Source organism: Cytophagales bacterium (assembly GCA_033344775.1).
In the GTDB taxonomy this organism is placed as follows: Bacteria; Bacteroidota; Bacteroidia; order Cytophagales; family Cyclobacteriaceae; genus JAWPMT01.
Genome location: JAWPMT010000001.1, coordinates 763,924 through 787,663, shown reverse-complemented (window position 1 = coordinate 787,663; position 23,740 = coordinate 763,924). Strand labels below are relative to the sequence as shown.

Here is a 23,740-nt window from a genome sequence, read left to right as displayed (position 1 = left end):
TATGAGAAACAGAGTAAGGGACGTCATTTTAAAGAGAAGTAGCTTCATCATCACCTTGTTGCTGATCTTGTCTGCAGTGACGCTTCTGAGAGTAGCATCCACTCACCGAGACGTGGATGATGTCGCAAATATCGATCTGCCGTTGATTGAGCTGCTTACGCTGATTGAGACCAATCAACTGGAGCAATCCATCAGTTTTGAGAAGGCCATACGATATGCCGAGGAAACCGATCGAAATGAGTTGGCACTGGTCAACTTTGCAGAAGCTGATAGTTCATTCATTGACCTGGCTCATCGCGTAGATCAGGACCTTCTGGATGCAGAATTGCAAGTGAAGAAAGCCATGGAGCGGACGGAACAAGAAACCCAATTGGTGAAGCTTCGTGGATTATTGCTGTCACTTCAAAAATTGGAGAGTGATCATACCCGATACGAAGAGCATGCCATTGAAGTGTTGACGATGCTGGAAGAAGGTGACCTGGACGGTGCTTTGCTCATTGTGGAAAAAGTAGAGAAGGAGGAAGATCAGTTTAACAAGCAGATCGAAGGCGTGCTGATGCGACACGAGATGTTCACCGAAGCGCTGGTCAACATTGTGGAAGAGGAAGAAGTGCTTTCCATGAAATGGATTGTGACGTTAACATTGCTTTTCGTCATCCTGTCCTTGATTGCCGTGTTTACCTTCAGTTACACCATTTGGAGACCCCTGGAAGATATTCGGAATGGTGCTGAGCGATTAGGAGCGGGTGATCTGGACACGCGCTTGAAACTAAGAAATTCCGCGATTACCGAAGACATTGTCGATGCCTTCAATAAGATGGCCGCCGATGTGCAGCAGTCGCAACAAGAAATTGACCAGTTCATTCATTTCTCCTACAGTGCGGCTAACGACCTTAAGGCTCCGATCGAAAACATCACTTCCTTGTTGGAAATGCTTAGCAAAACGGATATCCGGCCCAGCGACTATGAAGTGATCGTCAATAATGCCAAGAGATCTACGAAGCAATTGGGAGAAACCGTTGACGCGCTAAATGAAGTCAATAAGTTGCGAGATAAGCTATCTGCTAAGCCGGAGCGTCTGAGTTTTGATAGAATGCTATCCGAAGTAGGATCGGAAATGAAGGATGAGATCAAAGCTACAAAAGCAGTGATCCGAAAAGATTTTAGTGCATGTAAGGAGATTGAATATCCTAAGTTTCACCTAAAGTGCGTGATGCATCACTTGCTCTCGAATGCATTGACCTATCGAAACCCTGATAAGCCATTACATATCCATCTGAAAACTTCAATGGAGAATGGAAAGGTTGTTTTGACCATCAAAGACACGGGTTTAGGTTTTGATGCAATTAAATACCGAGATGATATTGCCAAGCCATTTTACAGGATCCACAATCATGTGGACGGTAGTGGTTTGGGCATGTATATTGTTAAGACTGTATTGGATTTGCACAAAGGCGATCTGAAAATGGAAAGCCTGCCCAAAAAAGGTGCAAAATTCACGCTTATTCTTAACCGAGCAAGCTAGCCTTACGTTACCTCAGTATCAGTTATGAGGGCACTCAACCAGGAAGAAGCAGAACTATTGGAGGAACTTGTCGAAAGTGCCTTGATGAAATCTGCCGATGCCATGGAAAAAATGCTCAAGATCCGGATCAAGAGTAATCTTTTGGATTTTGGATTAGGACGCCTTCGTTCGATCTCAGGTTTCGATGAGCTCGGTAGATTCAAAGTGCATCTGGTGAAGGTTCAGCTCAAGGGAGAGGTAGGAGGTGCCTTTTATTTCGTCATCAACGCGCATGAAGTGGACCTGATCAACCAGGTCTGTGTGCCAGAAGGGATGCGTGTCTCCGGGACCGTCTCAGAAAACAAGCTCATGAAGCATGGTTTTATGTCAGAGATCGAAAACATGATCGCTGCTTTATCCATCGGTGAGATATCAGAATTCCTTGGCGTTCAGTTGCTAAGTGAAGTTCCGGAAGTAATGATCTTACAAGGGGATGAAGTGAATGAGTTTTTACTGAATGAGAACTTTAATACCAAAACAGCTTTTTACGTTAAATCAGAACTCACAGGTGTGGTTGTGAATATTTCACCATTCTTCTTGTGGATGTTGGATGATTCCTTTCTCCAAAAACTAAGGCTGAACATCGTAACTGGAGACTAAACGATTCATTTTTTTATGTCAAAGTTATCGTGGATCTTTTTTGGACTGTTTGCAATTAGTATCGGCCTTTATCCGGGCATCTATTTGATTTTGGATATGCAAGGAGGACTACTTAACACCAAAAGTGCGGACTTGTTGGAAAGCTTTTGGATGTACGGGTTTTATCTGCACATCATTCCCGGAGGCATGGCGCTGCTGGTAGGCTGGCCACAGTTTAGTTCCAGGCTAAGGTTAAAAAAAATGGCTTTGCATCGGGTGCTGGGGAAAGTATACCTGCTTTCAGTAACAGTAAGCGGACTTGCCGGATTATACATTTCATTGGATGCCACGGGTGGGATCATTGCAAAAATAGGATTCGCATGTTTGGCCCTGGGCTGGTTGTTTACTTCTTTCATGGCCTGGAAACGTGTGAGGCAGGGAGATATTCAGGGCCATCAACATTGGATGATCAGGAGCTATGCCCTGTGTTTTGCGGCAGTTACCTTACGACTTTGGCTTCCAGCCTTTATGATCGTCGGGATACCATTCCTAACCGGTTATGTCATCATTGCCTGGTTGTGTTGGGTTCCCAATCTTATTTTTGCTGAGCTGGTGATCAGAAAGCAACAAAGAAGTAAGGAATTAGCCTCCGCTTAATTAGCCCAAATACCCGGGGAATAAGTTCCCGGTCTTCGGTAAACGTTGGCGCTGAAGATGTTTTAAGTAAAGCTGAGCACAGGCATGCGCATCGCTGTAAGCATCATGGTGCTTGAGCTCGATTTTGTATTTTTTACTTAAATAAGCCAATCCTCGCCGGTAGATGGTCCGGGTGCACCTCTCTTCAAATTCTGGCTGTTCCAGGCCATAATGCGCCAGCGTACTTCTTAGACAATTGACATCAAAACTCGAATTATGTGCTACGACTACCTGTCCTTGGATCAAATGTTTGATGTCAGGCCAGTACAGATCGAAGGTAGGAGCATGCTTGGTGTCCTCAGGTCGGATGTGGTGAATTTCAATGTTTTTGTGATAATACCTGTTTTTGGGAGGTTGGATCAATTGATTGATTTTTTCGACAATTTCGCCATCCACGAACCGAACCATCCCAACCTGGCAGATGCTGTTGGGGTCCGGTAAGGCGGTTTCAAAATCGATGGCAGTAAATGATTCCAGCGTCAATGGTCCTTGGCTTAAATTTTTACCTGAATCTTAAAGTTAGGTTTTGGTTTAGTATTTTAGACCAAAAATCTGAAGATAAGATACATGGAAGCGAGTGAAGCATTAGAAAAACTGAAAGAAGGCAATAAACGATTCACAGAAGGATCATTAACCCACCCCAATCAGGATCAGGCAGCCAGAACCAAATGGAATAGTTCACAAGAACCCTGGGCAATAGTGTTAAGCTGTGCCGATAGCCGCGTTATTCCGGAAGCGGCCTTTGATACTGGTGTTAGTGACCTTTTCGTTTGCCGTGTTGCTGGCAATGTCGCCAATACGGACACCATTGCGAGTATTGAATATGCAGTTGCACATTTAGGAACTAAGTTGATCGTAGTGATGGGGCACGAAGCTTGTGGAGCTGTAGGTGCTGCTCTAGCGGGTGGTGACAATGGTTACAATCTGAATATTTTACTTTCGCAAATCGGCCCGGCGATAGCTGCTTCTCCGAACGCACCTGTGAGTGAAGTTGTTAAGACCAACGCCAGGCTCAATGCCGAGGAAATGGTCAAACGTTCTGCCATCATCAGTGGTGCTGTTGAAAACGGAGGGTTAAAGATTGTATCAGCTTACTACAACCTGGACAGTGGCGTAGTAGATTTCCTTGATTAAGGATTTTATTTACATGTTACTGATCAGGATTTTTGGTGGTGGGGTTGATGAGCCATCAATTGGCATTTTTTAATACTTGATCAGAACGAATTTTTATAGACTTATTGACAGCTCGCCCTTGTTTGCATAAGTAGATAAGGGCGATGATGTTATTACATGTTTCCTGTAGTGTAGGAAACCATGCAATTGGTTAAGAAGACTGAGTAACCAGATTCATAAGATAGATAAAACAATATTCCAGACTCGGAAAAAAAGAAGCTGACCCTCTCGAGACAGCTTCCTATTCCATTCGATGATCTTATCTATGTGCTGAATTGAATTCATATTGAAGCACCCAACTCCTCAGCGTTTCTTTTAGAAATTCAAAAGCCTCTTCATTTTTCTGTTTCTGAACTAATTGAGTAAACGGAACTACCTTCTCATTATAGATGAATTCCAACTTTTCGGTAGTATTCTCCTGCGCACTCAAAACATGAGCGATCATAGGAGAAATAAAGTAATATAGTTCGTAGTACGTTCCTCCATCTTCGGCTGTTAGCAGATATTGATCTCGAAACTGTCGATGTATATCCAGTTGATTTTCCTCCGCACACCTGATTACTGCGATGCTTACCGGGCAGGGATTATCAGTAGTTTCGCCTTCATCTAGACACACATCGGGACAAGGAGTACCAATATTCATGAAAGGGCCGTTAAGATCGTCTGTTGGCCCGAGAATAGGCACAATAAAACCATTCGCGTCATTGAAGCCTAAATACAAGCTCACATCCTCGTTATTTATCGATTTTACAAACTGAGCAATGGAATCTTTCCCAAAAAATGCGCCTCGAGTAACTTCTTTATAAGGCCAATCCGGTCGTTGTGAGTTGATCAAACTGACATAGTTGGAAATCATTCGACAGACGTCATAAATATTGTGTGATTCAGACCGGTGATCCAAATAGCTGTGGGAAGATATTATTGGATGATTTCTCGGATCATCTTCATATCGACTTGAACAAGGTACCAGAATTACACGAAGGCTATTGATGTTTTGTGGGTCATCAAGACCAAAAGTAAATCGAATACCTTTGACTAAATCCGAAGCATTCAAGGTACGTTCCAATGCCTGACGATCAATGCTTACCTCACTGGGTAACTGAAATTTTGTTTTGAAACTTTTGTAATGGTTTTGAAAATAGTTCAGGGATACTAATCCCCCGATTTGTGTTGTTTTCATAATAAGAAATAATTGTTGTTTTAAATAGTTGTGAAGGTGAACCTAATAAATCATTATTTCAAATCAAATCAGTTAACAAGATTTATTCGAATTATTAAGTCTGTGTGTAAGGATATTCTTTCGGGGGTATGATGATTTGCCTAATGAATGTGATAATTGAATCTATGTGGTGACCAACTACATAAATCCAAATACCCCATTCAAAGACCGCAGAGACAAGATCAAGGTGATCAGTACGACAAAGACCCCTAATACATTGATGAGCCATCCGTTGGTATTTTTGCCTAGTAAGGATTTTGAATTGCAGGAATAAAGCAAATAAACAGCTGTAAAGGGGAGTAGCAGCGCGTTCGTGATTTGCGCAAATTGGATCACAGCGACGCGAGGTAAATTGGTCAATGCCACGAGTACTCCACATAGCAAGATAGACATCCAGATCAGTCGAAAAGACCACTGTTTTTCATCTTTCCATCCGAAAAGACCTTTTGCCGCGTAAGCGGCCGCCAGGGGAGCAGTTAGCGCTGAGCTGATGCCGGCGGCCATGAGGCCAAGTCCCATGAACCATCTGGCACTTTCACCAAAAAGCGGTTCCAGCTGGATGGCAAGATCTTTGGCTCCGGTCACTGAACCGACTGCATTGCCAGAGCTTGCTGCTGTAATGATAATGAGTATCGAGATCAATCCACCTAGCGCAACACTCACGCCATTTTCAATTCTCAGATCCTTCAGTGAATCTCCGGGTTTCCATTTCTTTGAGATTGTTGAAGCGTGTAAAAAGAGGTTGTATGGCACAACCGTCGTGCCAATCACAGCGGCCACTAAAAAGAAATCCGTATCTCCCAAATTGCTTGGAATAAATCCCGATAGTATAGCGATGACGTCTGGCTTAACCAGTATGGCGGTGATCAGAAAACACACACTCATGAACAAGACCATGATGATCAGGATGTTTTCAATCCATTTGTATTTTCCAAAAAACAAGAGTGCAAAACAAATGCCACCAATGACTATCGGCCAGGCTGTATAATCGCCAATCAACAATTCCAATCCCAGAATACCTCCGGAGATATTTCCCGCTTCATAGGCCGCATTTCCAATCAGGATCGCTCCGATAACCAGAAAAAAGACCAGAATTCGGGCAAATCCTTTTTGAAACTGTGCATTGAACGCTTCACCAAGTCCATTTTGGGTAATGAAACCCAACCTTGCCGACATTTCTTGCAATACAATGGTAGCGATGATCGAAAACAACATGGCCCAAAGCAGACTGTAGGAAGACTGAACCCCGACGATTGTGCAGGTAGTCAATGTGCCTGGTCCAATAAAAGCGGCAGCAACCAACGTGCTTGGGCCGAAGTATTTCTTCAAAGCGATCATGCCGGGAAGTTAAACCAATTCTGGTAGGTGGAAGGGCAAGTTGTTTGATTTGCGTACGGTCTGGATGTTGTATGGCTGCCTATTGACTCCTACATACAAAAAAAGCCCACCATTGCTGGCAGGCTTATTCTTATAGACACATTGGTTTAATTGTACAATGCGTATGGGAATCCGTTTTTCTCGATCATCACATCCGCAATGCGCTGACGCAAGTCTCTGGTGTTGACAGGTGCAGCTTTCGTGAAGCGCTTCATGCCCATCAACATTACTTTAAGCTCATCGCTAGTCGTGAAACAAGCAACTGCTTCATCGCCTGCATTCTTGATATTGCGTACAGCTCGATCCAGGTACAGGCGCGCCATGTCAGTGTATAACTCGTTAGCGCCCTCTCCGGTTTTAGAAATTAATTTTTGGGTTCTAAGAATGGTAGATTCTGCCGCATAAACTTCTATCACCATATCAGCGATGTTCAACAAGATCTCTTGTTCATCGTTCAATTTAGGTCCGAAAGTCTGAGCTGCTTTTCCTGCCACCATCAAGACCGCTTTCTTTAGGGATTTTACTACCGCCATTTCCTCGGCCAGAGGAGTAGAGTAGTCTGGTGTTTCGAAAGAAGGAACGGAGGTCAATTCTTTACCTACAGCCATTGCAGGCTCTAACAGGTCTAATTCACCTTTCATCGCTCTTTTCAGGATCATGCCTACCAAAAGCATGCGGTTAATCTCGTTGGTTCCTTCATAGATGCGCGCGATACGTGCATCTCTGAACGCTCTCGCCATAGGAGCCTCTTCAGAGAATCCCATGCCACCATATACCTGGACACCTTCATCTACCATCCATGCCAGCTCTTCTGATCCATGAACTTTGATAATCGCACACTCAATCGCAAACTGTTCTACACCTTTAAGTTTGGCTTGCTCGGGGGTCATGCCTTCAGCGATTAGTGCATCAATTTTATCTTCTACATTTTGACCCGCTCGGTAAGACGTAGATTCTACCGCGTAAGTACGAGCAGCCATTTCTGCCAATTTCTGTTTCACTGCACCGAAGCTAGAGATGGATACACCAAACTGCTTTCTTTCATTGGCGTAGTTGGTAGACAGGTTAGCCACATCTTTACAAGCACCAATCACTCCACATCCCAATTTGATCCGTCCGATGTTCAGGATGTTTACTGCAATTTTGAATCCATTTTGACGCTCAGAAAGCATGTTCTCTACTGGTACTTTACAATCGTTGAAGAATACCTGACGTGTAGAGGAACCTTTGATTCCCAATTTGCGCTCTTCATCGTTCATGGTGATGCCACCATAAGTTTTCTCAACGATGAATGCAGTGAGGTTTTTATCATCCTCAATTTTGGCGAATACAATGAATAGATCGGCAAAGCCAGCATTGGTGATCCACATTTTCTGACCAGTGATCAGATAGTGTTTGCCATCTTCGGTAAGCACAGCTTTCGTTTTTCCACTGTTTGCATCAGAACCTGAATCAGGCTCAGTCAGGCAGTAAGAAGCTTTCCATTCACCTGAAGCAAGAAGGGGAAGGTATTTTTGTTTCTGCTCTTCATTACCATAATAAAGGATAGGAAGTGTGCCAATTCCTGTATGTGCGCCATATGCCGTTGAAAAACTTCCAGAGGGAGCAATTACGTCTGCAATAAGCATCCCTGTGTTGAAGCTCATTCCCAGCCCACCGTATTGTTCAGGAATGTTGATGCCCAGCAAACCAAGTTCCCCGGCTTTTTCCATCACCTTTGGCATGAAATCGGGATTGGCGTTCTGGTCGTCCATTACTTCAACATGAGGGTTGATTTCCATGTTGACAAAATCCATGGTGGCAGCTGCCATCATTTTTTGTTCTTCGGTAAATTCTTCAGGGATGAAGATGTCTTCTGCTTCTGTTTCTTTGACGAGGAATTCTCCTCCTTTCAGGGCTTCTTTCGCTGCAATTGCTTCCATTGTATCTTTTTTTCTAAATCTCTAATTGGGTACCTGTGCTGCTATAACGCATTAAATGCTCTGCATGCATACTATTTTCAAATATAAAGCAATATTTGTTATGCATGCATACTATTTATTGAATTTTCTTTCTTTGGTTCACTTTTTTATGCAATTCATCGAGTTCAATCGACGGCTGGGTGTAGATTTTTCGACCTTAAAAAGGTAGTGTCAACATATTGCTGTGAATTCCAGTGAACAACCTTAAATTGACCGACGAATATGAGTAAGCCCAACAAAGCCCAACTTCGAAAAGACATCATCGAATCTTTGCTGATTTTTCTTCTGGGATTTTGCCTGGAGGTTTTTGTTTTTTGTCAGTGTTGGAGTCCCTGGGACAATGCCCTGATTCAAGGGAGTTATTCAGGTTTTTCCTGGCTTTTGCTATGGAAGGGTAGTGTATATCTGGTGAGCTTGCTCGATCGTTGGGTGGACTGGCTTCGGTTTCCATTGAGAAGATTAATTGCAACAGCCATAGGAGTGACGCTTTTAGTAACCGCGGCTACTTTTATCAACCATTTCATTTTCCAGTATGCTATTTATAGGACCCCACTCCCTGATATCTTCGCCAGGTATTCCTTTTCTTGGGTGAGCAACGTTTTATGGGTCACCTATGGTATCAATATCATTATGCATGGAAGAGGGTTTCTGATGAATTGGAAGCAGGCTGCGATTGATATTGAACGAATGAAAACAGAGCAGGTGGCTTCCCAATATGAGAGCCTGAAAAATCAAGTGAATCCTCATTTTTTGTTCAATAGCCTCAATGCTTTGAGTTCGTTGGTCTACGATGATCAAAAAGCAGCAGTTCAATTCATTCGTAAACTTTCTGAAGTCTATCGATATGTGTTGGACAAGAAAGATCAGGAGGTGGTGCCGGTAAAGGATGAGATGGCCTTTGTCGAGTCCTATATCTATCTACAAAAAATTCGTTTTGGTGATAACCTACAATTGAGCATAGAAGGAGAGCAGTCTGCGGGGTTTGTTCCGCCTCTGGCAATCCAGGTATTGGTAGAAAATGCCATCAAACACAATGTGGTTTCTTCGGCCAAGCCACTTGAGATCAAAATAGCCTATAAACGAGCAGACATAGAAGTCAGCAATGTCATTAACCTGAAAAAAACTAAAGATTCGACCGGTACGGGTTTGGAAAACCTGAAGGCGAGATATGCCTATTTATCGAATGTTCCTGTGGATATTTCTGATAAGGAAGGAGTGTTCAAAGTCTTGTTACCTGTCTTAAATTTGAAACCATGAGATACATCATCATCGAAGACGAACAGATCGCCGCCAACCGATTGAAGAAGCTGGTGACCGAGATCCGGCCCAATTATGAATTTGTTATGTCCCTCGATTCTGTAGAGGGTGCAACCATTTCATTGCCCGTGTTAAAGTTCGACCTGATCTTCATGGACATTCAGCTTGCGGATGGTTTGTCTTTTGAGATCTTCGATCAGATCCCGCTGAAGAAACCTGTAATCTTTACTACTGCCTATGATCAGTATGCGATCAAAGCATTCAAGACCAATGGGGTGGACTATTTATTGAAGCCAATCGATCCCGGAGAATTGGAAGATGCGATTGCCAAATTTGAAAGTCAGGTTGTGGCCACTTCTCAGCAGGATTACCAAAGTGACCTTAAAAAGATATTGAAGACGCTCAGTGGCGGGGTAGAGACCAAACAAGAAGTTGAGTTCAAGAAGCGATTTGTGGTCAAGATCGGAGACCACATCAAGACCATCGCGATCGAAGAGATCAACCTTTTTTATAGCCAGGACAAGACCACTTTCATATTAACCAAAGAAGGCAGAAACTTTATCATAGATTTTCCTTTAGATCGCCTGGTAGAGTTGGTGGACCCAAAACAATTTTTCAGGATTTCCCGAAAATTCATCATTTGCCTGGACGCCATTGATGACATGTTGTCTTTCTCCAATTCGAGATTAAAGTTGGTGGTTAAACACTATGATGACGAAAATATTATTGTGGCGAGAGAGCGTGTACAGGAGTTCAAGCAATGGCTGGATCAGTAACACTACTTTTTTGGAACGAATCCCTTGATTTTAGCAGTACTGCTCATCAAAAAAAGTAATTGAGGTTCACAGACCCATGATATCTTTAAGGTTCATGAGAATCTGGATACTTATTGGGCTATCTTTTCTGGAATATGCCTCTTCCGGGCAAACGATTGATCGACTGAAGATCAATGGGAAGTACTCCTACAATGATTCGGTAGCAGTGGTAATGGCCTTTCAGACAGCACAAGAAGCTGTAGGGCTTATGTATGAGGCCATGGAGTCGATTTGGTATGTGACACCTGAAAATTGGTCGAATCGAGATAATTTGAGAAAGCAAAAATGGGAGGAAGATGAGCATTTTGTCACGTGGCTTGGGTCTGCTGATAAAATGAAAATGGCCCGCCGGAGGATATTGAGGATTCGGAAGCGGATGTCAAAAAAAGTGACTCTGCATGTAACCAAACAGAACCGTGGAAGGTGCCGTGGTTGGATATCAGCATGGACCATACCTTATGGAAAAGTACGCATCACCTTGTGTGAGGATTTTTTTATTTATCGGACACATCTTCAGGATAAAGTCATCATTCACGAAATAGGACATGAGGCAGGGATGCCTTTTCATCGGCATATCCATGGGTGCAGAACGGCAAAACGTGCAGCGATCTCCAATCCGAACCATGTGGCAAAAAGAAGTCCGGAGAATTACGCCTGGCTGGCCATGAGTTTTCTAGGGTTGAAGTGTAGCGATTGGTAGGGCTTAAAGGATTAATATTACCCCAAACTAACACTAAATGAAAAGAAGAACACTGTTCAAAGCATCGCTGGGATTAGGTCTCGGGAGCGTTGCGGGAAGTACATTAAATGCTTGTGCGCCGGAAGTTGACGAAGGAGCACTGGTGATATCCACCTGGGAGCATGGACAGCAAGCCAATGAGGAAGCATGGAAGTTGCTTTCAAAAGGAGGGGATGCTCTGACCGCTGCAGAGAAGGGTGTTCGAGTCGTGGAGTCTGACCCTAATGTAAGAACCGTGGGTATTGGGGGGTTCCCGGACCGGGAAGGTAAAGTGACCTTGGATGCATGCATCATGGATGGACAGACGGGATTGTGTGGTTCGGTGGCTTTTTTACAAGACATAGAAAATCCCATTTCTGTGGCCAGAATGGTGATGGAAAAAACACCTCATGTCATGTTAGTGGGAGCCGGAGCCAAGCAATTTGCACTTGAGAATGGCTTTGAAGAAAAAGACCTGCTTACCGACGCTTCCAAAAGGGATTATGAGAATTGGCTGAAGACTTCCGAATACAAACCCGTCATCAACATAGAAAATCACGATACCATTGGTTTATTGACCCGGGACGCCAACGGCAATTTGGCTGGTGCCTGTACTACCAGTGGAGCTGCTTATAAAATGCATGGTCGGGTAGGAGATAGCCCATTAATTGCTGCCGGTTTATTCGTTGATAATGAAATCGGAGCAGCCACTGCGACGGGTTTAGGAGAGGTAGTGATCCGTTCGGCGGGATGTGCGATGGTGGTAGAAGCCATGCGGCATGGTATGTCACCACAAGAGGCTTGTGAAGAAATTGTAGATCGTATTTCTAAAAAAGAAAAGTCAGTCAAAGACCTGCAGGTTGGTTTTATTGCGATCAATAAAGCAGGAGAAATCGGTGCATATAGCTTACATGGTGGATTTAACTACGCTGTAAAATCAGATTCCCAGGATGCATTGATTGACGCAGTTTCGAGGTATTAATGAAGGAGTTCATTCGAGAAGCCTGTGTCGAAGGGTTCGATCAGGCGCTGAAAGCCCAACTATTGGGTGCGGATCGTATCGAACTCTGTGCCCGACTGGACCTGGATGGACTTACTCCGAATAAAGAAACGATTGTACAGGCGGTTAGCCAGTTGACGATCCCGATCAGGGTCATGGTGCGTTTGCGAGGAGGTGATTTCCACTATTCCAGTGAAGAAATAAAACAAATGCTGGAGACCATCAGGTTTTGTAGGACGCTTGGAGTCGAAGGAGTGGTATTCGGTACGTTGAATCATGAAAATGAAGTGGACCTGGCACTGACCAATCAATTGGTGGAAGCTGCAGGCTCTCTAAAGACTGTTTTTCATCGCGCAATAGAATCAACTTCCGATATTGCCAGATCGGTTGATTTATTGAATAAGGAGACAGACATCTCTGCGATACTGGTTTCCGGAACAGGTGGCGGAAAAGCGAGTGATCATGTTCCTGAGTTGCAGGATTTAATTCATTGTTTTGGTGAACGAGAATTGGTGGTTTGTGGGAAGGTAACGGATCAGAATGTCGAGCAATTGCATCAGGAAATTGGGGCAAAGGCCTATCATGGGAAGTTGATTGTAGGGAACCTTATATAGATTGCTGTTTTTGCCTTTGAGCAACCAAAACCCATAACTGAAAACCTGACATGGATCTTCACGAGTACCTGGCAATTGCATTGACGCTCTTTTACACCGCGTCATTGCTACATTTGGCCGGTGGTTTTTCTGCCATTTTGAAAAAGAAGAGTCGTTATTCGGTGCATGTGCTTTCAGTGATTACGGTATTCTTACTTACCATTTTTGCGTATTGGTCTTCCTGGTCTTATCACACCATCGAATGGACGGCATGGAAATTCTTCTAAGCGGTTTTTGAGCCTACATTATATTATTTCATCACCACCTTTTTGGTCCCTAGAGATGCAGAGTCCATCGAGTCGTGGGAAGAGTATTTTTATAAGAACAAGAATAAGTTTTACCTGTTGATGCTGTTGTTGTTACTTAACATTCAAGTATCCGGATATTTCTTGATGGGACTTAATCCGTTCAAAATAAGCCATTTACCAGCTCTTTTGGCGGTTATTCCACTGGTGATAGCGCTCCGATCCAACAAACACATAGTACATCTAAGCATGATGATTCTCTTCATTGTTCAGGTGATCATCATGATGTCCACTATTGCCGCGGAACCAGGTTGGTTGATAAATCGATAGGGAGTATTGTTGATCTAGTTATCTTTTGATTGAAAAAAACAAGGGGCCAACCAATTGGTCAACCCCTTTTCACCTCAACCAACTTCACAAATCAACTTTTTGATGTCTTTTTCGGGTAAATGGAATAGCCAGGATACTGAAACACACAATACCCATTGCATTAGCTAACATGTCAAGTAGGCTAAACGTTCTGAATTCTTGTGAGATTTGTGAACATTCCTCCATAAAGGTCGCGATGAGCATAATAACCGGTGCTAACGGAATACGAATGGTCATTAGTTGGAACGACCTGTGTTTCAGGGCAAAACTCAACAGATAAGTCAGCAAACCATAGAGGAAGAAATGCCCGGCTTTATCGATATGTGGGATGCCGTGGAGCAGGCCAAATACGGAATTTCCCATATTCATGTTTTTTAATGCGATGACCATGCACAAAAACATGAGATAGCCAGCGCAGATCAATTGAGCGGTCGTAAACCGGTGCTGCTTGTTCCAATCAATATTGAATCGCAAGTATTTCATAAGTCTATTGTTTTGGGAGCTTTTAAGATAATTCTGCCACATTTTCTTTGGTGGCATACCAATTGATGTTTCGTGTATAATACATGGTGGCAGCCAGTGTGATCGTCAGACCGATACTACCTAACACCAAAGCAAAATCTGTCATTTGTAAAGTCACGAAAACAAACCCGTAAACCGCTATGAGTACAACGCTCAAAAGGATAACAGTTTTCAATTTTTTGAAGATGCTCATGGCATATAAAGTAACCATCGCAGTAATGGCCAATGTACTTAATCCATAAGCCAGATTGAATGATGTATGTTCGGAAATAGAAACCAGTAATACGTAGAATAGACACAAGGCCAGCCCGACCAGGGTGTATTGAAAAGGATGGATTCGGGTTTTATTCAAAATTTCAATCAGGAAAAAGATCAGAAACGTGAGTGCGATCGTCATCGCTGCGTATTTGGCAGACCGCATCGATTTCTGGTAATCATCCAGCGGTAAGATGAGATCCAGTCCGAAAGCAGTCCGTTGCACAGCCAGATGATGTTTCGTTCCAATCCATTGACTTGGGAAATTTCTATTCAGTTGAAGTACCTTCCAGTTGGCGGAGAATCCATCGGTGGACAATTCCCTGGAATCGGGGAGGAAGTTGCCATTGAAACTTGGACTGGTCCAGGAAGAACTGAGCTGCACCTCTGTTGTGTTGCCTATCGGAGTAAAGGAAAGGTTTTTGCTTCCCTGAAGTGACAGTTTGAATCGGAAATCCATCAGATCGGTGGTGGTTTCAATAGGGAAGGGTATGGTTACTCCTGAAGGTGCCAACTCCGGGATAAGGCTACCTGGTTCACATGCATAGACCTCACCATTGATAGATACTTGCAATTCATCCTTAACCCCTCGTAGATCGGAAATGCCCAGAGTCAGCATGGCATCTTCCCATTGTATTTCAGTGAGGTCTTTGTCTGTAGGTTCAGTACCTAATTGAAACTGTCCTTCTACCTGTAAATCAGATTCATAAACTACGATTTCATAAATGCCGCGGCGCAAGGATTGTGGGTCGACTGTTCCGTTCACTTTTAGCTTTTCGGGCAGTAAATGCCAGTATTCAGAGAATTGATTGATATTGCCCTGGCTGTCTTTGTATTCGTAAGTGAGCGGCACGGAAAGAATGGGGCCATTAACCGTCTGCTCGTTGGCCCAGAGCGACCTTACCTCTTCAGAAGCAGTTTCATTCATGTATTCTCGTTCGCGAATGAGTGACTGGATCATACTTCCGGGTATCAATAGCAGTAAAACGAGAAATGCGATGGTCGCCAATTTCGCGGATACGGAATGGGTGACCTTTGAAAAAGCCTGTGTGATCATGTTTTGATTGTTCATAATTGAAAGATTGAAGCATTAAGGTTTAACAAGAGTTATTTTCAGATGCCCAGGACAAGCCCAAGTCCAATGCGATTCACGGATACAAAGCTTTCTAGCTCATCCCTGTATTGCAGCCGTAGCAGTGCAAATGACAGGTCCAGATAGGCAGATTTGGTGACAGGAATGGTTAATCCTGGATTGACAGAAACAGCAATGGCATCTTCGTCGAAATACCCTGCTTCAATGTCCATCTTGTAGAAAATAGGGAAGGAGATTGTTTTAAGCTCCCTGGTTAACCGATACCATCCTGAAATTCCTGTGATTGCATCCTGGCTGGCATTAACTGATACACCCAGAACATTGCCTTGTTTGATGGTTTTGCCAAATCTCACATCTAAGAAACCGAGATTATTGGAGGCGACCAACGACCCGCCGAGCACGTAGTTGTGCTTGTCCTGGAATTGGGCGTGTGAACTGATGCAGAAGACTAATGAAATAAGGATTAGACCAAGCAGTCTCCTCGGAGTTGAAGTTTGTGAGATGTTTGTTGAAAATGATTGAAGCATGAATTGATATAATTATTGCTAATTAAAAGTACTTTGTTTTTCAAAGTGAATGGTTAAATTTTTTTTATTTGAGTAACTGCTCAATGGCCTTGATGTGCTTTACAAAGGCTTCCTGCCCAGCCGTAGTTGCTGCGTATTTGGTGTTGGGTTTACGTCCGATAAATTCTTTTTTCATTTTGATATATTCACTCTTTTCCAGTGATTTTAAGTGAGAAGCCAGGTTGCCATCTGTTACTTCCAGCAACTGCTTCAGGGCATTAAAGTCCATCCAGTCATTCACGACCAGTGCGGACATGATACCCAGTCGTATCTTGTTTTCAAATGCTTTGTTAAGGTCTTTTAAGATGTCTTTCACGTGTCGTATTTTACATGCATAATGATGCCGTAAATGATGTGTAATGCACCAAATCCGATGCACCAGAAGATCAGCCCAAAACCTTCCCATTGGCAGGCCATCAGCCCCAAAGTTACTTCTACAATGCCAAGGCTACGGACTTCCGTCAAGGTGTATTTGCTTGCGTTGATCAGTGCCAGCCCATAGAAAACCAAGGTAAGGGGAGCTACCAGACCAATGAACCCTTTACTGATGAGAATGAGGCACAATAATCCCCCGGTTGCCAATGGGATCATTAAGTTGATGATCAGTCGTTTCGATTGATTGTCCCAGATCCCTTGATTATTTTTTTTGGCCTTTCGCCAGGAAAGGTAAATACCGAATGAGATCGAAAGAATAAGTACGGCAGAAGCAATGGAAATAAGTGTAATCGTAGTGTTTAGGTCAAGGATTGCTATCCTGTAACTGTAATAATTATGGTCCACAAATACCGTGTAATAGGCCAGTGCAGCTCCGATCAGTGCCAGTATGCCTGCAATCACACCAGATAAGCCGCTGAGAGAAATGAACCTGGAGGAGCGGTCCATGATGTTGCGAATGTCTTCCAGGTCGCTGATATACTTCTGTTTCTCCATTTAAAGTACTTTGTATTTCAAAGTAAAGGTACGGAAGTTTGATTTCAATGTTGCCATTACAGTTGATTTTTCTCGAAATTCATATATAATCTTATGCTTTACGTAACTTTATACTAAATATTTCGTGATACTTTGTAATTCTATGTATATTGAATTTTTTAGTATAAGTCATGATCTCAAAAACACTCACCGCAGCAACCACCAAACCCATCATCCTTGCCATATTAAGGCAAGGCAATAGTTATGGATACCTGATCATCAAGAAGATCAAGGAATTGTCAAATGGCAACCTTCAATATGCAGATGGCATGTTATACCCTGTCCTACACCGGCTGGAGAAGGACGGGTTGATTCAGTCGAAATGGACCATGGATGGAGGTGCAAGACCCAGGAAGTACTATGAAATAACCGAGTTGGGAAAAGCTGAGTTGGTTTCCGAAAAGGAGCAGTGGCATCAAGTCACTTCTGTGCTGGATCAATTATGGAATGTCTCACCAAAAAATGCCTGACCTATGTTTGATCTTGAAAAATCGATAGAAGCATGGCTTCGCCGCTTTAGAAAACACTCAGCTTTTGATGAGGGTGCGCATCAGGAAATGGAACAACACATCCGTGATCACATCGATGACTTGTTAACAGAAGGATACGATGAAAAAGCTGCTTTTGAGGAGGCAACCAGGTCCTTTGGAGCGGTAGCTCCGGTTGGGAAAGAGGAGAGATCCGTGCAATTGCGACCATGGTCCTTGCGAAGTTTTATTTCAAGGGCCATTCTGAAGAATTATTACAAGACCTCCGTGCGAAGCCTGGCCAGGAATCCATTGAGTTCATTGGTGAATGTATTGGGGTTGTCCGCGGCCATCGGTATTTGTGTGCTAGGGTATGCGTTCAATCGATATGTGCGGAACATTGACCAGTTTCATGAACACAAGAATGAGGTTTTCCTGACCACTTTTTGGGCCAATAGAGATGGAGAACTGAGACAATATGGACAAGCACCGGCGCCCACCGGAGGGTTGTTGCGTGAAAGCCAAATTCCTGATATGGAGGTTTGTCGTATTCAAAACCGACATGCGGTAGTCAAACAAGAGGCCATGGTTTTTCATCAGAAAGTCCGAATGGTCGATCCGAACTTCCTGAAATTTTTCACCTTTCCCATGAAATGGGGAAGTGGGTCACTCTTAGACGAGCCTACTTCAATTGTGATCAGTGAAGCCATGTCTGAGAAGTATTTCGGCGATGAGAACCCAATTGGCAAAAGCTTACTGTTGATCTTTGATAAAGACATGAAACGCACCTTTCATGTGACGGGTGTGGCACAACGTTTTCCAGCGGCAAATTCCTTTCAATTTGATTTCCTGATCCAATTTGATGTACTTTCTTTCAGTGATCCTAGTGTTCGCCTTTCCAATTGGCAACAACGAATTACTGCTACTTTCGTCAGGGTAAGAAGTGATCAAAACAAGGAGTTGATTGAGGCAAAGCTTGCGGAGCAACAGGAAGTCCATAATCTGGCAGACGATCAATGGCAAATTGAAGCTTTTGAATTGGTGCCACTAACGGAGTTGTATCGCAGAGCGGATGACATAAAAGGAGACATCAGTGGGAGAGGGTTTAGTGAACTCTACTATTCGACGATTTCTTTTTTGATCATAGGTTTAATGGTGTTGGTACTCGCCGCTTCGAATTATATCAATATTGCGATAGTTTCTGCTGTCAAGCGGTTGAAGGAAATAGGGCTCAGGAAAGTCATCGGTGCGAGGAGAAGTGATGTGTTACTTCAATTCCTCGCCGAAAACCTCATATTGATGTCCATAGCAACGATTATTGGAGTCATATTGGGAAGCCAGTTATTCGTTCCCTGGCTTGAAAATACCATGTCATTCCAAATGGATTTTACCTGGAAAGATCCTGATTTGCTGATCTTTTTGCCATCGGTGTTATTCTTCACGACACTTATTTCCGGTGTATATCCAGCATTTTATGTTTCTAAAATTCAAGTGGCTAACCTTTTTAAAGGAGCAGGGAAAATAGGTCAGCAACGTCTTCTGACCAGGTTTTTTGTCGGATTTCAACTATTTATTTCGTGTTTGCTGATCTCACTGGCGGTGCTGTTCACCCAAAATTCGCAGTATCAGCAGCAACGTGACTGGGGTTATGAAGAAGAAGAGGTGCTCTATGTACGTGTGCCTGATCAATCCTCTTTTGAGCAGCTGCGACATGCCATGGAGCAAAATCCGGATGTCCTGCTCTCTGCAGGAGGGAAACATCATTTAGGACAGTCCAGTGAGGTGTTGGAGGTGTTTCATGAAGCTCTTCCTTTTGAAGTAACCAACTTTGCGGTCACTCCTGAGTATTTCAAAACCGTACAAGTTGAGGTGCTTAGCGGTAGAACCCTGGAACTGAACAGGGAAAGCGACCATCGGTCTGTGGTTATTAATGAAACCATGGCCAGTCGGTTGGGCATTAACGATCCTGTGGGTCAAAGCATCAAAGTAGATAGTTCGAACTTTCAGATCATAGGTTTGGTGAAGGACTTTCATGCCAATAGTTTCTATTTAAAAGTACCACCAACCATGTTTACGCTCGCCAGAGATGAACAACTGCGATACCTCGCCTTAAGAACCAAATCATCTCGACAAAAGGAAGTATATGCCGAATTGATGACGGTATGGGCTTCCATGCATCCTGAGATTCCATTTCTTGGAGGCTATCAGGAAGATGTATGGGGTAATTTTGATCAGAGCATGGAGGATGGTAGTAACTTTTGGACGGCTCTGGCCACCATCGTCACCTTGATTGCAGGACTTGGATTGTATGGCTTACTGGCGCTCAATGTGGCTGGTCGATCAAGAGAATTCAGCATTCGGAAAGTGCTGGGAGCCAGGATGGAAAACATTGCTGGAATATTGACTTTCCAATATTTATGGACTTTCATAATAACGGTGGGGTTGGCCGCACCAGCGAGTTATTACATGGTAAAAATGATCTTTGAGCTGTTCTACGAATATCACATGCCCTTGTCTTATCAATTCATGTTCTACAGTGGTACGGTTTTATGCATGGTCATGATGTTGATCATCGGCATTGAGTTAAAGCGATTGCTGATCTCTAATCCGGTGGATGGATTGAGGGCGGAATAATTTTGATTGGCCAGTTATTGATCCAGCTTGGGGTACATTAATCCGTGGTGATAAAGTCCCTCAAATCTGTTTCAGCGGACAAAGACATTTTCTTTTTCATACGGTTGAGGACCTTGATCGGGATGGTCAATTCGAGATCATTACAGGGGTAAACCGAATCAGGGCCATTGATATTGCGAAGGAAAATAATGCCGAAGTGCCCACAACATTTCCGGTGATGGTTTTAACCCAGGTTACTTCTTCCTGGCAGGCAGATACGATCAACCTGGATGGCTCCTATAATTTGTTTGTGGGTGATTGGGAAGGAGATGGAGATATTGATGTTTTTAGGATGACCCCTCATGATACGATGGAACTGTGGTTGATGAAGAACCTCTTTGTTGAATAGACGCAACCTTTACAATTGCGCTTCGGTATTCATTTGGTATACTTATCCTTAATGTAAGTAGACGGAGAGGTATACAAATCACCTAAGTCCAGTACATTTATTCTGTAATAATCCGAGTATATTTTTCACCTACAACGTGGCCTGGTACTGATATAAGTTAGAGTTGCTTTCAATTATCTTATGGTAAGTGTGTATCTAAATTACTGAAAGTCAATTGGTTGCTATGGATGCAAAAGAGGGAGTTATGAAAGATAAGGTAAGGGTTTTATTGATGCTGATGTTGCTGATATCCGTGATACCTCAAGGTTACAGTCAGCGGTACAATATTGATAGCCTTGAAACCGAACTACAAATCAGTGAACCCGATACCAATCGTGTGAATGTATTGGTTCAGCTGATAGCCGCTTACTTTATTGATAAGAGAAAGGACCTGGCATTAGAAAAGAGCGCCGAGGCAATAGAATTGGCAGAACAGCTTTCTTATCAAAAGGGATTATCGGTTGCCTGGTTTCGACGAGGGATTATTTTTCACAGAGGGCAAGCCTATCAAAATGCCCTGGAATGCTATGAAATCGATCTTAAGCTTCGGGAGTACTTAGGTGATTTACAAGGTGCCATTGGTACCATCAATAACATCGGGATCATTCAATCCAAAGTTTTAGGTGATCAGGGGGCTGCCCAAAAATATTACAATAAAGCACTTGGTTTTGCTTTGCAGCTAAAGGACAGTGTGAAACTACCTCACATTTATACAAACCTTGGAATCTCCTTTGAACTCGAAGGAATCATGGATTCTGCCAAGGTATATTATCATTTGGCACTTGAGAATCATCTTAAATTAGGAAATGTAGAGGGTGCGGCAAATACCTACAATAACCTCGCGAATGCCTACAAAAATCAAGGACAGTTAGAAGAAGCTTTCGAAGGCTATCAAAATGCACTGGAATTATACGCAGAAACCAAAAGTGTTGAAGGCCGAGGGAATACTTGGATGAATATTGGTGGACTTTATGTCCGAATAAAAGAATATGAATCGGGTATCCATGCTTACTATAAGGCTTTGACGATTTTTGAAGAGGGTGAATTACCAAAGAGTATCGCAAATGTTTATGGAAACCTTTCGACGGTTTATCGGGATTTGCGCGATTTAGAAGAAGCCAAAACTTTGGCGGCCAGGGTATTGGCTCTCAGAAGGGAGATCGGGGTTAATAATGGTATCCTACTTTCTTTAAACGTAATCGCATCCATACACCTTGAGCTTAATGAATATGATCAGGCGATCCATTACATAGATCAGGGCATTGATCTTGCTACAGAGATCAACAATGACTTTCAAATTGCAACCTTCCAATATTTGATGGGTGATGTAAGTATAGGACTTGGCTCATTCGATAAAGCGCTGGCCTGGTATGATAAAGCAGATGCAATCAGTCAGAAGTTGGACAATATGATACTTAAAGCCCGAATTGCTCTGGGACGTGCAAAAACGCACATCAAGATGGTGGCTTGGAAACAAGGGGTTCAACAAGGTGAAGTGGCTTATCGATTGGCCACTACGCTTAAGAACATTGAATTGGTCAAACAAGCATCTGAAGTCTTGTCGATCGCATACGCGGAAGTAGGGGAGTTCGCTATGGCCTATCGTTATCAAAAAGAGTTTAAGGTCATGAATGATTCCATCCTGAACGAAGAGGCTGTTAAAACAGTAACTCGAATCAATTTGGAACAAGCTTTCGAACAAGAGCGATTACGGGTTGAACAAGATCGACTGATAGAAAAGACAGCCATGGAGGCGACACTCACCAAACAAGAAAAGTTTCGTAACTACAGTCTGATTGCTTTAGGGGTATTCATTGTGCTTTGCTTCATCATTTATTGGGTCTATCGAAGAGAAAAGAATTATGCCCATGTCTTGAACCTGAAATCAAAAGACCTTGAAGAGAAGAATAGGCAAGTTCAGGAGCTAACACAATTTAGGAACAGCCTTACCCAGATGATTGCGCACGACATGAAAAACCCATTAAATGTGATCATTTCCATGGCAAACAACTTCAGAAAGAATGAGGACCTGCAAGAGATCGCTCAGTCCGGGAAAATGATGTTACAGATGGTCCATAACATGTTGGACATACAAAAGTTTGAAGAGACCAAAATGGAGCTGAAGGAAGTCCGGATTCAGGACAGATTACTGAACATAAAATGCATATCCGATAAAAGCTTAGCCACAACAACTTTTTTTGGCGGAAGTATGACCCGGTGAGAGCCGGGTTTTCTCTTTTAAAATTAATTTGGAGTATCAGTTTAAGAGCAGAGATAAGAATAAAGTCATATGGTGGGAGATGTATTTACTTATGAGTTTCTGAAATCAGGGGCGATCTAATAGCCACACTTTTTTTACATCGGTAGAATTGAATCAACTCAACCACGTTGCCTTATTATGATCAAAACAAAGGAGTTAGGATTCCAAATACATGAAAATTGGAAAAAAAATTGGCTTATGAACAACTTTTGTTTTGATTTGCCGTGCACTAGACGACTGGTCTAATAATCAAATGAGAGAAGAAACAGTAGATAACATATTATCGGTAGGAGCGGAATTGATTTTTGAAAGCGGCTACAATGGTGTCGGTCTTACGAAAATTCTCGAGACCGCCAACATACCGAAGGGATCGTTTTACTACTATTTCAAAAGTAAAGAAGATTTTGGGCTCAAGGTGATTGAATTTTTTACTAGGCAAAATGTGGACTTTTTAAAAACATTTTTGGATAATAGAGATGTCACTCCCAAAAGGAGAATATTTAACCTTTTCCAGGCGGTCATGAAAATTTATCAGGATCAAGAATACGGGAAAGGATGTCTACTTGGAAATAGTAGTCTGGAATTAGGAGGATACAAAGACGTTTTTGCAGAAACCATTAGTAATGGATTCAATGCAATGGAGTTGGTATTTGAACAGACAATTGTAGAAGGACAGGAACAAGGTGATATAAAAACCGAGTATTCTGCTAAGGAATACGCAGCTTTCATCTTAAATAGTTGGGAAGGAGCTCTGGTACGTATGAAATCAACTAGAGATGATCAACCTATGAACTTGTTCATTCAATTTATAGAAAAATTGCTGTAAAAAATTTTTGAATTGAAACTAGACGACCGGTCTAATATGCATGCGGGATTTTTTAGATTTTTTCTGAATTGTGTAGATGACTTGTTTAAAAATTA

The 23,740-nt window shown here is 42.8% G+C and carries 25 protein-coding genes; 16 read left to right on the top strand and 9 right to left on the bottom strand.

Annotation, left to right across the window (positions count from 1 at the left end; genetic code table 11):
- Nucleotide 1: 1 nt before the first annotated feature.
- From R8G66_03215 to R8G66_03205, 3 genes are read left to right on the top strand one after another with little or no spacing between them, the layout of a single operon-like run.
- Nucleotides 2-1,525 (top strand): HAMP domain-containing sensor histidine kinase, encoded by a 1,524-nt coding sequence (locus R8G66_03215; GenBank protein MDW3191339.1) that lies wholly within the window; start codon nucleotides 2-4, stop codon nucleotides 1,523-1,525.
- A 24-nt stretch (nucleotides 1,526-1,549) separates the two neighbouring features.
- Entirely contained in the window at nucleotides 1,550-2,164 is a 615-nt protein-coding gene (locus R8G66_03210) for a hypothetical protein (GenBank protein MDW3191338.1), read from the top strand.
- Between the two features lie 15 nt (nucleotides 2,165-2,179).
- The gene (locus tag R8G66_03205) at nucleotides 2,180-2,800 is read left to right on the top strand and encodes a DUF2306 domain-containing protein (protein ID MDW3191337.1); all 621 of its coding nucleotides are present in this window, start codon (nucleotides 2,180-2,182) and stop codon (nucleotides 2,798-2,800) included.
- Here the strand turns inward: R8G66_03205 and R8G66_03200 are convergent, their stop codons facing one another.
- Entirely contained in the window at nucleotides 2,801-3,322 is a 522-nt protein-coding gene (locus tag R8G66_03200) for a 3'-5' exonuclease (GenBank protein ID MDW3191336.1), read from the bottom strand.
- An 84-nt stretch (nucleotides 3,323-3,406) separates the two neighbouring features.
- Between R8G66_03200 and R8G66_03195 the strand changes: the two genes are divergently transcribed.
- A complete protein-coding gene (locus tag R8G66_03195) occupies nucleotides 3,407-3,973 on the top strand; it encodes a carbonic anhydrase (protein ID MDW3191335.1) in 567 nt (188 codons plus the stop codon).
- A gap of 298 nt (nucleotides 3,974-4,271) precedes the next feature.
- On the opposite strand, the gene R8G66_03190 is transcribed toward R8G66_03195, so the two are convergent.
- The 3 genes from R8G66_03190 to R8G66_03180 all read right to left on the bottom strand — a co-directional run bounded on the left by R8G66_03190 (nucleotide 4,272) and on the right by R8G66_03180 (nucleotide 8,530).
- Nucleotides 4,272-5,192 (bottom strand): CFI-box-CTERM domain-containing protein, encoded by a 921-nt coding sequence (locus tag R8G66_03190; GenBank protein MDW3191334.1) that lies wholly within the window; start codon nucleotides 5,190-5,192, stop codon nucleotides 4,272-4,274.
- A gap of 177 nt (nucleotides 5,193-5,369) precedes the next feature.
- Entirely contained in the window at nucleotides 5,370-6,569 is a 1,200-nt protein-coding gene (locus tag R8G66_03185) for an Nramp family divalent metal transporter (GenBank protein MDW3191333.1), read from the bottom strand.
- A 146-nt stretch (nucleotides 6,570-6,715) separates the two neighbouring features.
- Nucleotides 6,716-8,530 carry an acyl-CoA dehydrogenase family protein gene (locus R8G66_03180; GenBank protein MDW3191332.1) on the bottom strand — a complete coding sequence of 605 codons (1,815 nt, stop codon included), beginning with the start codon at nucleotides 8,528-8,530 and terminating at the stop codon, nucleotides 6,716-6,718.
- A gap of 261 nt (nucleotides 8,531-8,791) precedes the next feature.
- Between R8G66_03180 and R8G66_03175 the strand changes: the two genes are divergently transcribed.
- From R8G66_03175 to R8G66_03145, 7 genes are all read left to right on the top strand, one after another.
- Nucleotides 8,792-9,826: a sensor histidine kinase gene (locus tag R8G66_03175; GenBank protein MDW3191331.1), complete on the top strand. Its 1,035-nt coding sequence runs from the start codon at nucleotides 8,792-8,794 to the stop codon at nucleotides 9,824-9,826.
- Nucleotides 9,823-10,602 (top strand): LytTR family DNA-binding domain-containing protein, encoded by a 780-nt coding sequence (locus tag R8G66_03170; GenBank protein ID MDW3191330.1) that lies wholly within the window; start codon nucleotides 9,823-9,825, stop codon nucleotides 10,600-10,602. The genes R8G66_03175 and R8G66_03170 overlap by 4 nt, the downstream gene beginning before the upstream one ends.
- Nucleotides 10,603-10,696: 94 nt before the next feature.
- Nucleotides 10,697-11,341: a hypothetical protein gene (locus R8G66_03165; GenBank protein ID MDW3191329.1), complete on the top strand. Its 645-nt coding sequence runs from the start codon at nucleotides 10,697-10,699 to the stop codon at nucleotides 11,339-11,341.
- Nucleotides 11,342-11,378: 37 nt separating this feature from the next.
- Nucleotides 11,379-12,341: a N(4)-(beta-N-acetylglucosaminyl)-L-asparaginase gene (locus R8G66_03160; protein MDW3191328.1), complete on the top strand. Its 963-nt coding sequence runs from the start codon at nucleotides 11,379-11,381 to the stop codon at nucleotides 12,339-12,341.
- Nucleotides 12,341-12,973 (top strand): copper homeostasis protein CutC, encoded by a 633-nt coding sequence (locus R8G66_03155; protein MDW3191327.1) that lies wholly within the window; start codon nucleotides 12,341-12,343, stop codon nucleotides 12,971-12,973. Before R8G66_03160 ends, R8G66_03155 begins: the two co-directional genes overlap by 1 nt.
- A gap of 50 nt (nucleotides 12,974-13,023) precedes the next feature.
- Nucleotides 13,024-13,239, top strand: a complete 216-nt coding sequence (locus tag R8G66_03150; GenBank protein MDW3191326.1) for a hypothetical protein — start codon at nucleotides 13,024-13,026, stop codon at nucleotides 13,237-13,239.
- Between the two features lie 42 nt (nucleotides 13,240-13,281).
- Nucleotides 13,282-13,587, top strand: a complete 306-nt coding sequence (locus tag R8G66_03145) for a hypothetical protein (GenBank protein ID MDW3191325.1) — start codon at nucleotides 13,282-13,284, stop codon at nucleotides 13,585-13,587.
- Nucleotides 13,588-13,671: 84 nt separating this feature from the next.
- Here R8G66_03145 and R8G66_03140 read toward each other — a convergent pair whose 3' ends face one another.
- The 5 genes from R8G66_03140 to R8G66_03120 all read right to left on the bottom strand — a co-directional run bounded on the left by R8G66_03140 (nucleotide 13,672) and on the right by R8G66_03120 (nucleotide 16,992).
- Nucleotides 13,672-14,109 carry a VanZ family protein gene (locus R8G66_03140; GenBank protein MDW3191324.1) on the bottom strand — a complete coding sequence of 146 codons (438 nt, stop codon included), beginning with the start codon at nucleotides 14,107-14,109 and terminating at the stop codon, nucleotides 13,672-13,674.
- 22 nt (nucleotides 14,110-14,131) lie between these two features.
- Complete coding sequence (gene creD, locus R8G66_03135; protein ID MDW3191323.1) at nucleotides 14,132-15,475, bottom strand: cell envelope integrity protein CreD; 1,344 nt, start codon at nucleotides 15,473-15,475, stop codon at nucleotides 14,132-14,134.
- 41 nt (nucleotides 15,476-15,516) lie between these two features.
- Nucleotides 15,517-16,023: a hypothetical protein gene (locus tag R8G66_03130; GenBank protein ID MDW3191322.1), complete on the bottom strand. Its 507-nt coding sequence runs from the start codon at nucleotides 16,021-16,023 to the stop codon at nucleotides 15,517-15,519.
- A 64-nt stretch (nucleotides 16,024-16,087) separates the two neighbouring features.
- Nucleotides 16,088-16,378, bottom strand: coding sequence for a transcriptional regulator (locus R8G66_03125; GenBank protein MDW3191321.1), 291 nt, complete (start codon nucleotides 16,376-16,378; stop codon nucleotides 16,088-16,090).
- Entirely contained in the window at nucleotides 16,375-16,992 is a 618-nt protein-coding gene (locus R8G66_03120; GenBank protein MDW3191320.1) for a hypothetical protein, read from the bottom strand. The genes R8G66_03125 and R8G66_03120 overlap by 4 nt, the downstream gene beginning before the upstream one ends.
- Before the next feature lie 170 nt (nucleotides 16,993-17,162).
- On the opposite strand from R8G66_03120, the gene R8G66_03115 reads away from it, so the two are divergent.
- The 5 genes from R8G66_03115 (at nucleotide 17,163) to R8G66_03095 (ending at nucleotide 23,645) form a co-directional block, all read left to right on the top strand.
- Nucleotides 17,163-17,501, top strand: a complete 339-nt coding sequence (locus tag R8G66_03115; GenBank protein ID MDW3191319.1) for a PadR family transcriptional regulator — start codon at nucleotides 17,163-17,165, stop codon at nucleotides 17,499-17,501.
- 3 nt (nucleotides 17,502-17,504) lie between these two features.
- Nucleotides 17,505-20,132 carry an ABC transporter permease gene (locus R8G66_03110; protein ID MDW3191318.1) on the top strand — a complete coding sequence of 876 codons (2,628 nt, stop codon included), beginning with the start codon at nucleotides 17,505-17,507 and terminating at the stop codon, nucleotides 20,130-20,132.
- 196 nt (nucleotides 20,133-20,328) lie between these two features.
- Nucleotides 20,329-20,520 carry a hypothetical protein gene (locus tag R8G66_03105; protein MDW3191317.1) on the top strand — a complete coding sequence of 64 codons (192 nt, stop codon included), beginning with the start codon at nucleotides 20,329-20,331 and terminating at the stop codon, nucleotides 20,518-20,520.
- Between the two features lie 244 nt (nucleotides 20,521-20,764).
- On the top strand, nucleotides 20,765-22,780 hold the full coding sequence (locus tag R8G66_03100) for a tetratricopeptide repeat protein (GenBank protein MDW3191316.1): 2,016 nt from the start codon (nucleotides 20,765-20,767) through the stop codon (nucleotides 22,778-22,780).
- 292 nt (nucleotides 22,781-23,072) lie between these two features.
- Nucleotides 23,073-23,645 carry a TetR family transcriptional regulator C-terminal domain-containing protein gene (locus R8G66_03095; GenBank protein ID MDW3191315.1) on the top strand — a complete coding sequence of 191 codons (573 nt, stop codon included), beginning with the start codon at nucleotides 23,073-23,075 and terminating at the stop codon, nucleotides 23,643-23,645.
- Nucleotides 23,646-23,740: the final 95 nt, after the last annotated feature.

Bases quoted from the DNA above. Each gene is read 5' to 3' on its own strand.
- R8G66_03170 (MDW3191330.1), top strand. From the start codon at position 9,823: ATGAGATACATCATCATCGAAGACGAACAGATCGCCGCCAACCGATTG.
- R8G66_03120 (MDW3191320.1), bottom strand. From the start codon at position 16,992: ATGGAGAAACAGAAGTATATCAGCGACCTGGAAGACATTCGCAACATC.
- R8G66_03130 (MDW3191322.1), bottom strand. From the start codon at position 16,023: ATGCTTCAATCATTTTCAACAAACATCTCACAAACTTCAACTCCGAGG.
- R8G66_03175 (MDW3191331.1), top strand. From the start codon at position 8,792: ATGAGTAAGCCCAACAAAGCCCAACTTCGAAAAGACATCATCGAATCT.
- R8G66_03095 (MDW3191315.1), top strand. From the start codon at position 23,073: ATGAGAGAAGAAACAGTAGATAACATATTATCGGTAGGAGCGGAATTG.
- R8G66_03150 (MDW3191326.1), top strand. From the start codon at position 13,024: ATGGATCTTCACGAGTACCTGGCAATTGCATTGACGCTCTTTTACACC.
- R8G66_03185 (MDW3191333.1), bottom strand. From the start codon at position 6,569: ATGATCGCTTTGAAGAAATACTTCGGCCCAAGCACGTTGGTTGCTGCC.
- R8G66_03190 (MDW3191334.1), bottom strand. From the start codon at position 5,192: ATGAAAACAACACAAATCGGGGGATTAGTATCCCTGAACTATTTTCAA.
- R8G66_03195 (MDW3191335.1), top strand. From the start codon at position 3,407: ATGGAAGCGAGTGAAGCATTAGAAAAACTGAAAGAAGGCAATAAACGA.
- creD (MDW3191323.1), bottom strand. From the start codon at position 15,475: ATGAACAATCAAAACATGATCACACAGGCTTTTTCAAAGGTCACCCAT.
- R8G66_03140 (MDW3191324.1), bottom strand. From the start codon at position 14,109: ATGAAATACTTGCGATTCAATATTGATTGGAACAAGCAGCACCGGTTT.
- R8G66_03210 (MDW3191338.1), top strand. From the start codon at position 1,550: ATGAGGGCACTCAACCAGGAAGAAGCAGAACTATTGGAGGAACTTGTC.
- R8G66_03160 (MDW3191328.1), top strand. From the start codon at position 11,379: ATGAAAAGAAGAACACTGTTCAAAGCATCGCTGGGATTAGGTCTCGGG.
- R8G66_03205 (MDW3191337.1), top strand. From the start codon at position 2,180: ATGTCAAAGTTATCGTGGATCTTTTTTGGACTGTTTGCAATTAGTATC.
- R8G66_03180 (MDW3191332.1), bottom strand. From the start codon at position 8,530: ATGGAAGCAATTGCAGCGAAAGAAGCCCTGAAAGGAGGAGAATTCCTC.
- R8G66_03215 (MDW3191339.1), top strand. From the start codon at position 2: ATGAGAAACAGAGTAAGGGACGTCATTTTAAAGAGAAGTAGCTTCATC.
- R8G66_03110 (MDW3191318.1), top strand. From the start codon at position 17,505: ATGTTTGATCTTGAAAAATCGATAGAAGCATGGCTTCGCCGCTTTAGA.
- R8G66_03155 (MDW3191327.1), top strand. From the start codon at position 12,341: ATGAAGGAGTTCATTCGAGAAGCCTGTGTCGAAGGGTTCGATCAGGCG.
- R8G66_03115 (MDW3191319.1), top strand. From the start codon at position 17,163: ATGATCTCAAAAACACTCACCGCAGCAACCACCAAACCCATCATCCTT.
- R8G66_03165 (MDW3191329.1), top strand. From the start codon at position 10,697: ATGAGAATCTGGATACTTATTGGGCTATCTTTTCTGGAATATGCCTCT.
- R8G66_03100 (MDW3191316.1), top strand. From the start codon at position 20,765: ATGAAAGATAAGGTAAGGGTTTTATTGATGCTGATGTTGCTGATATCC.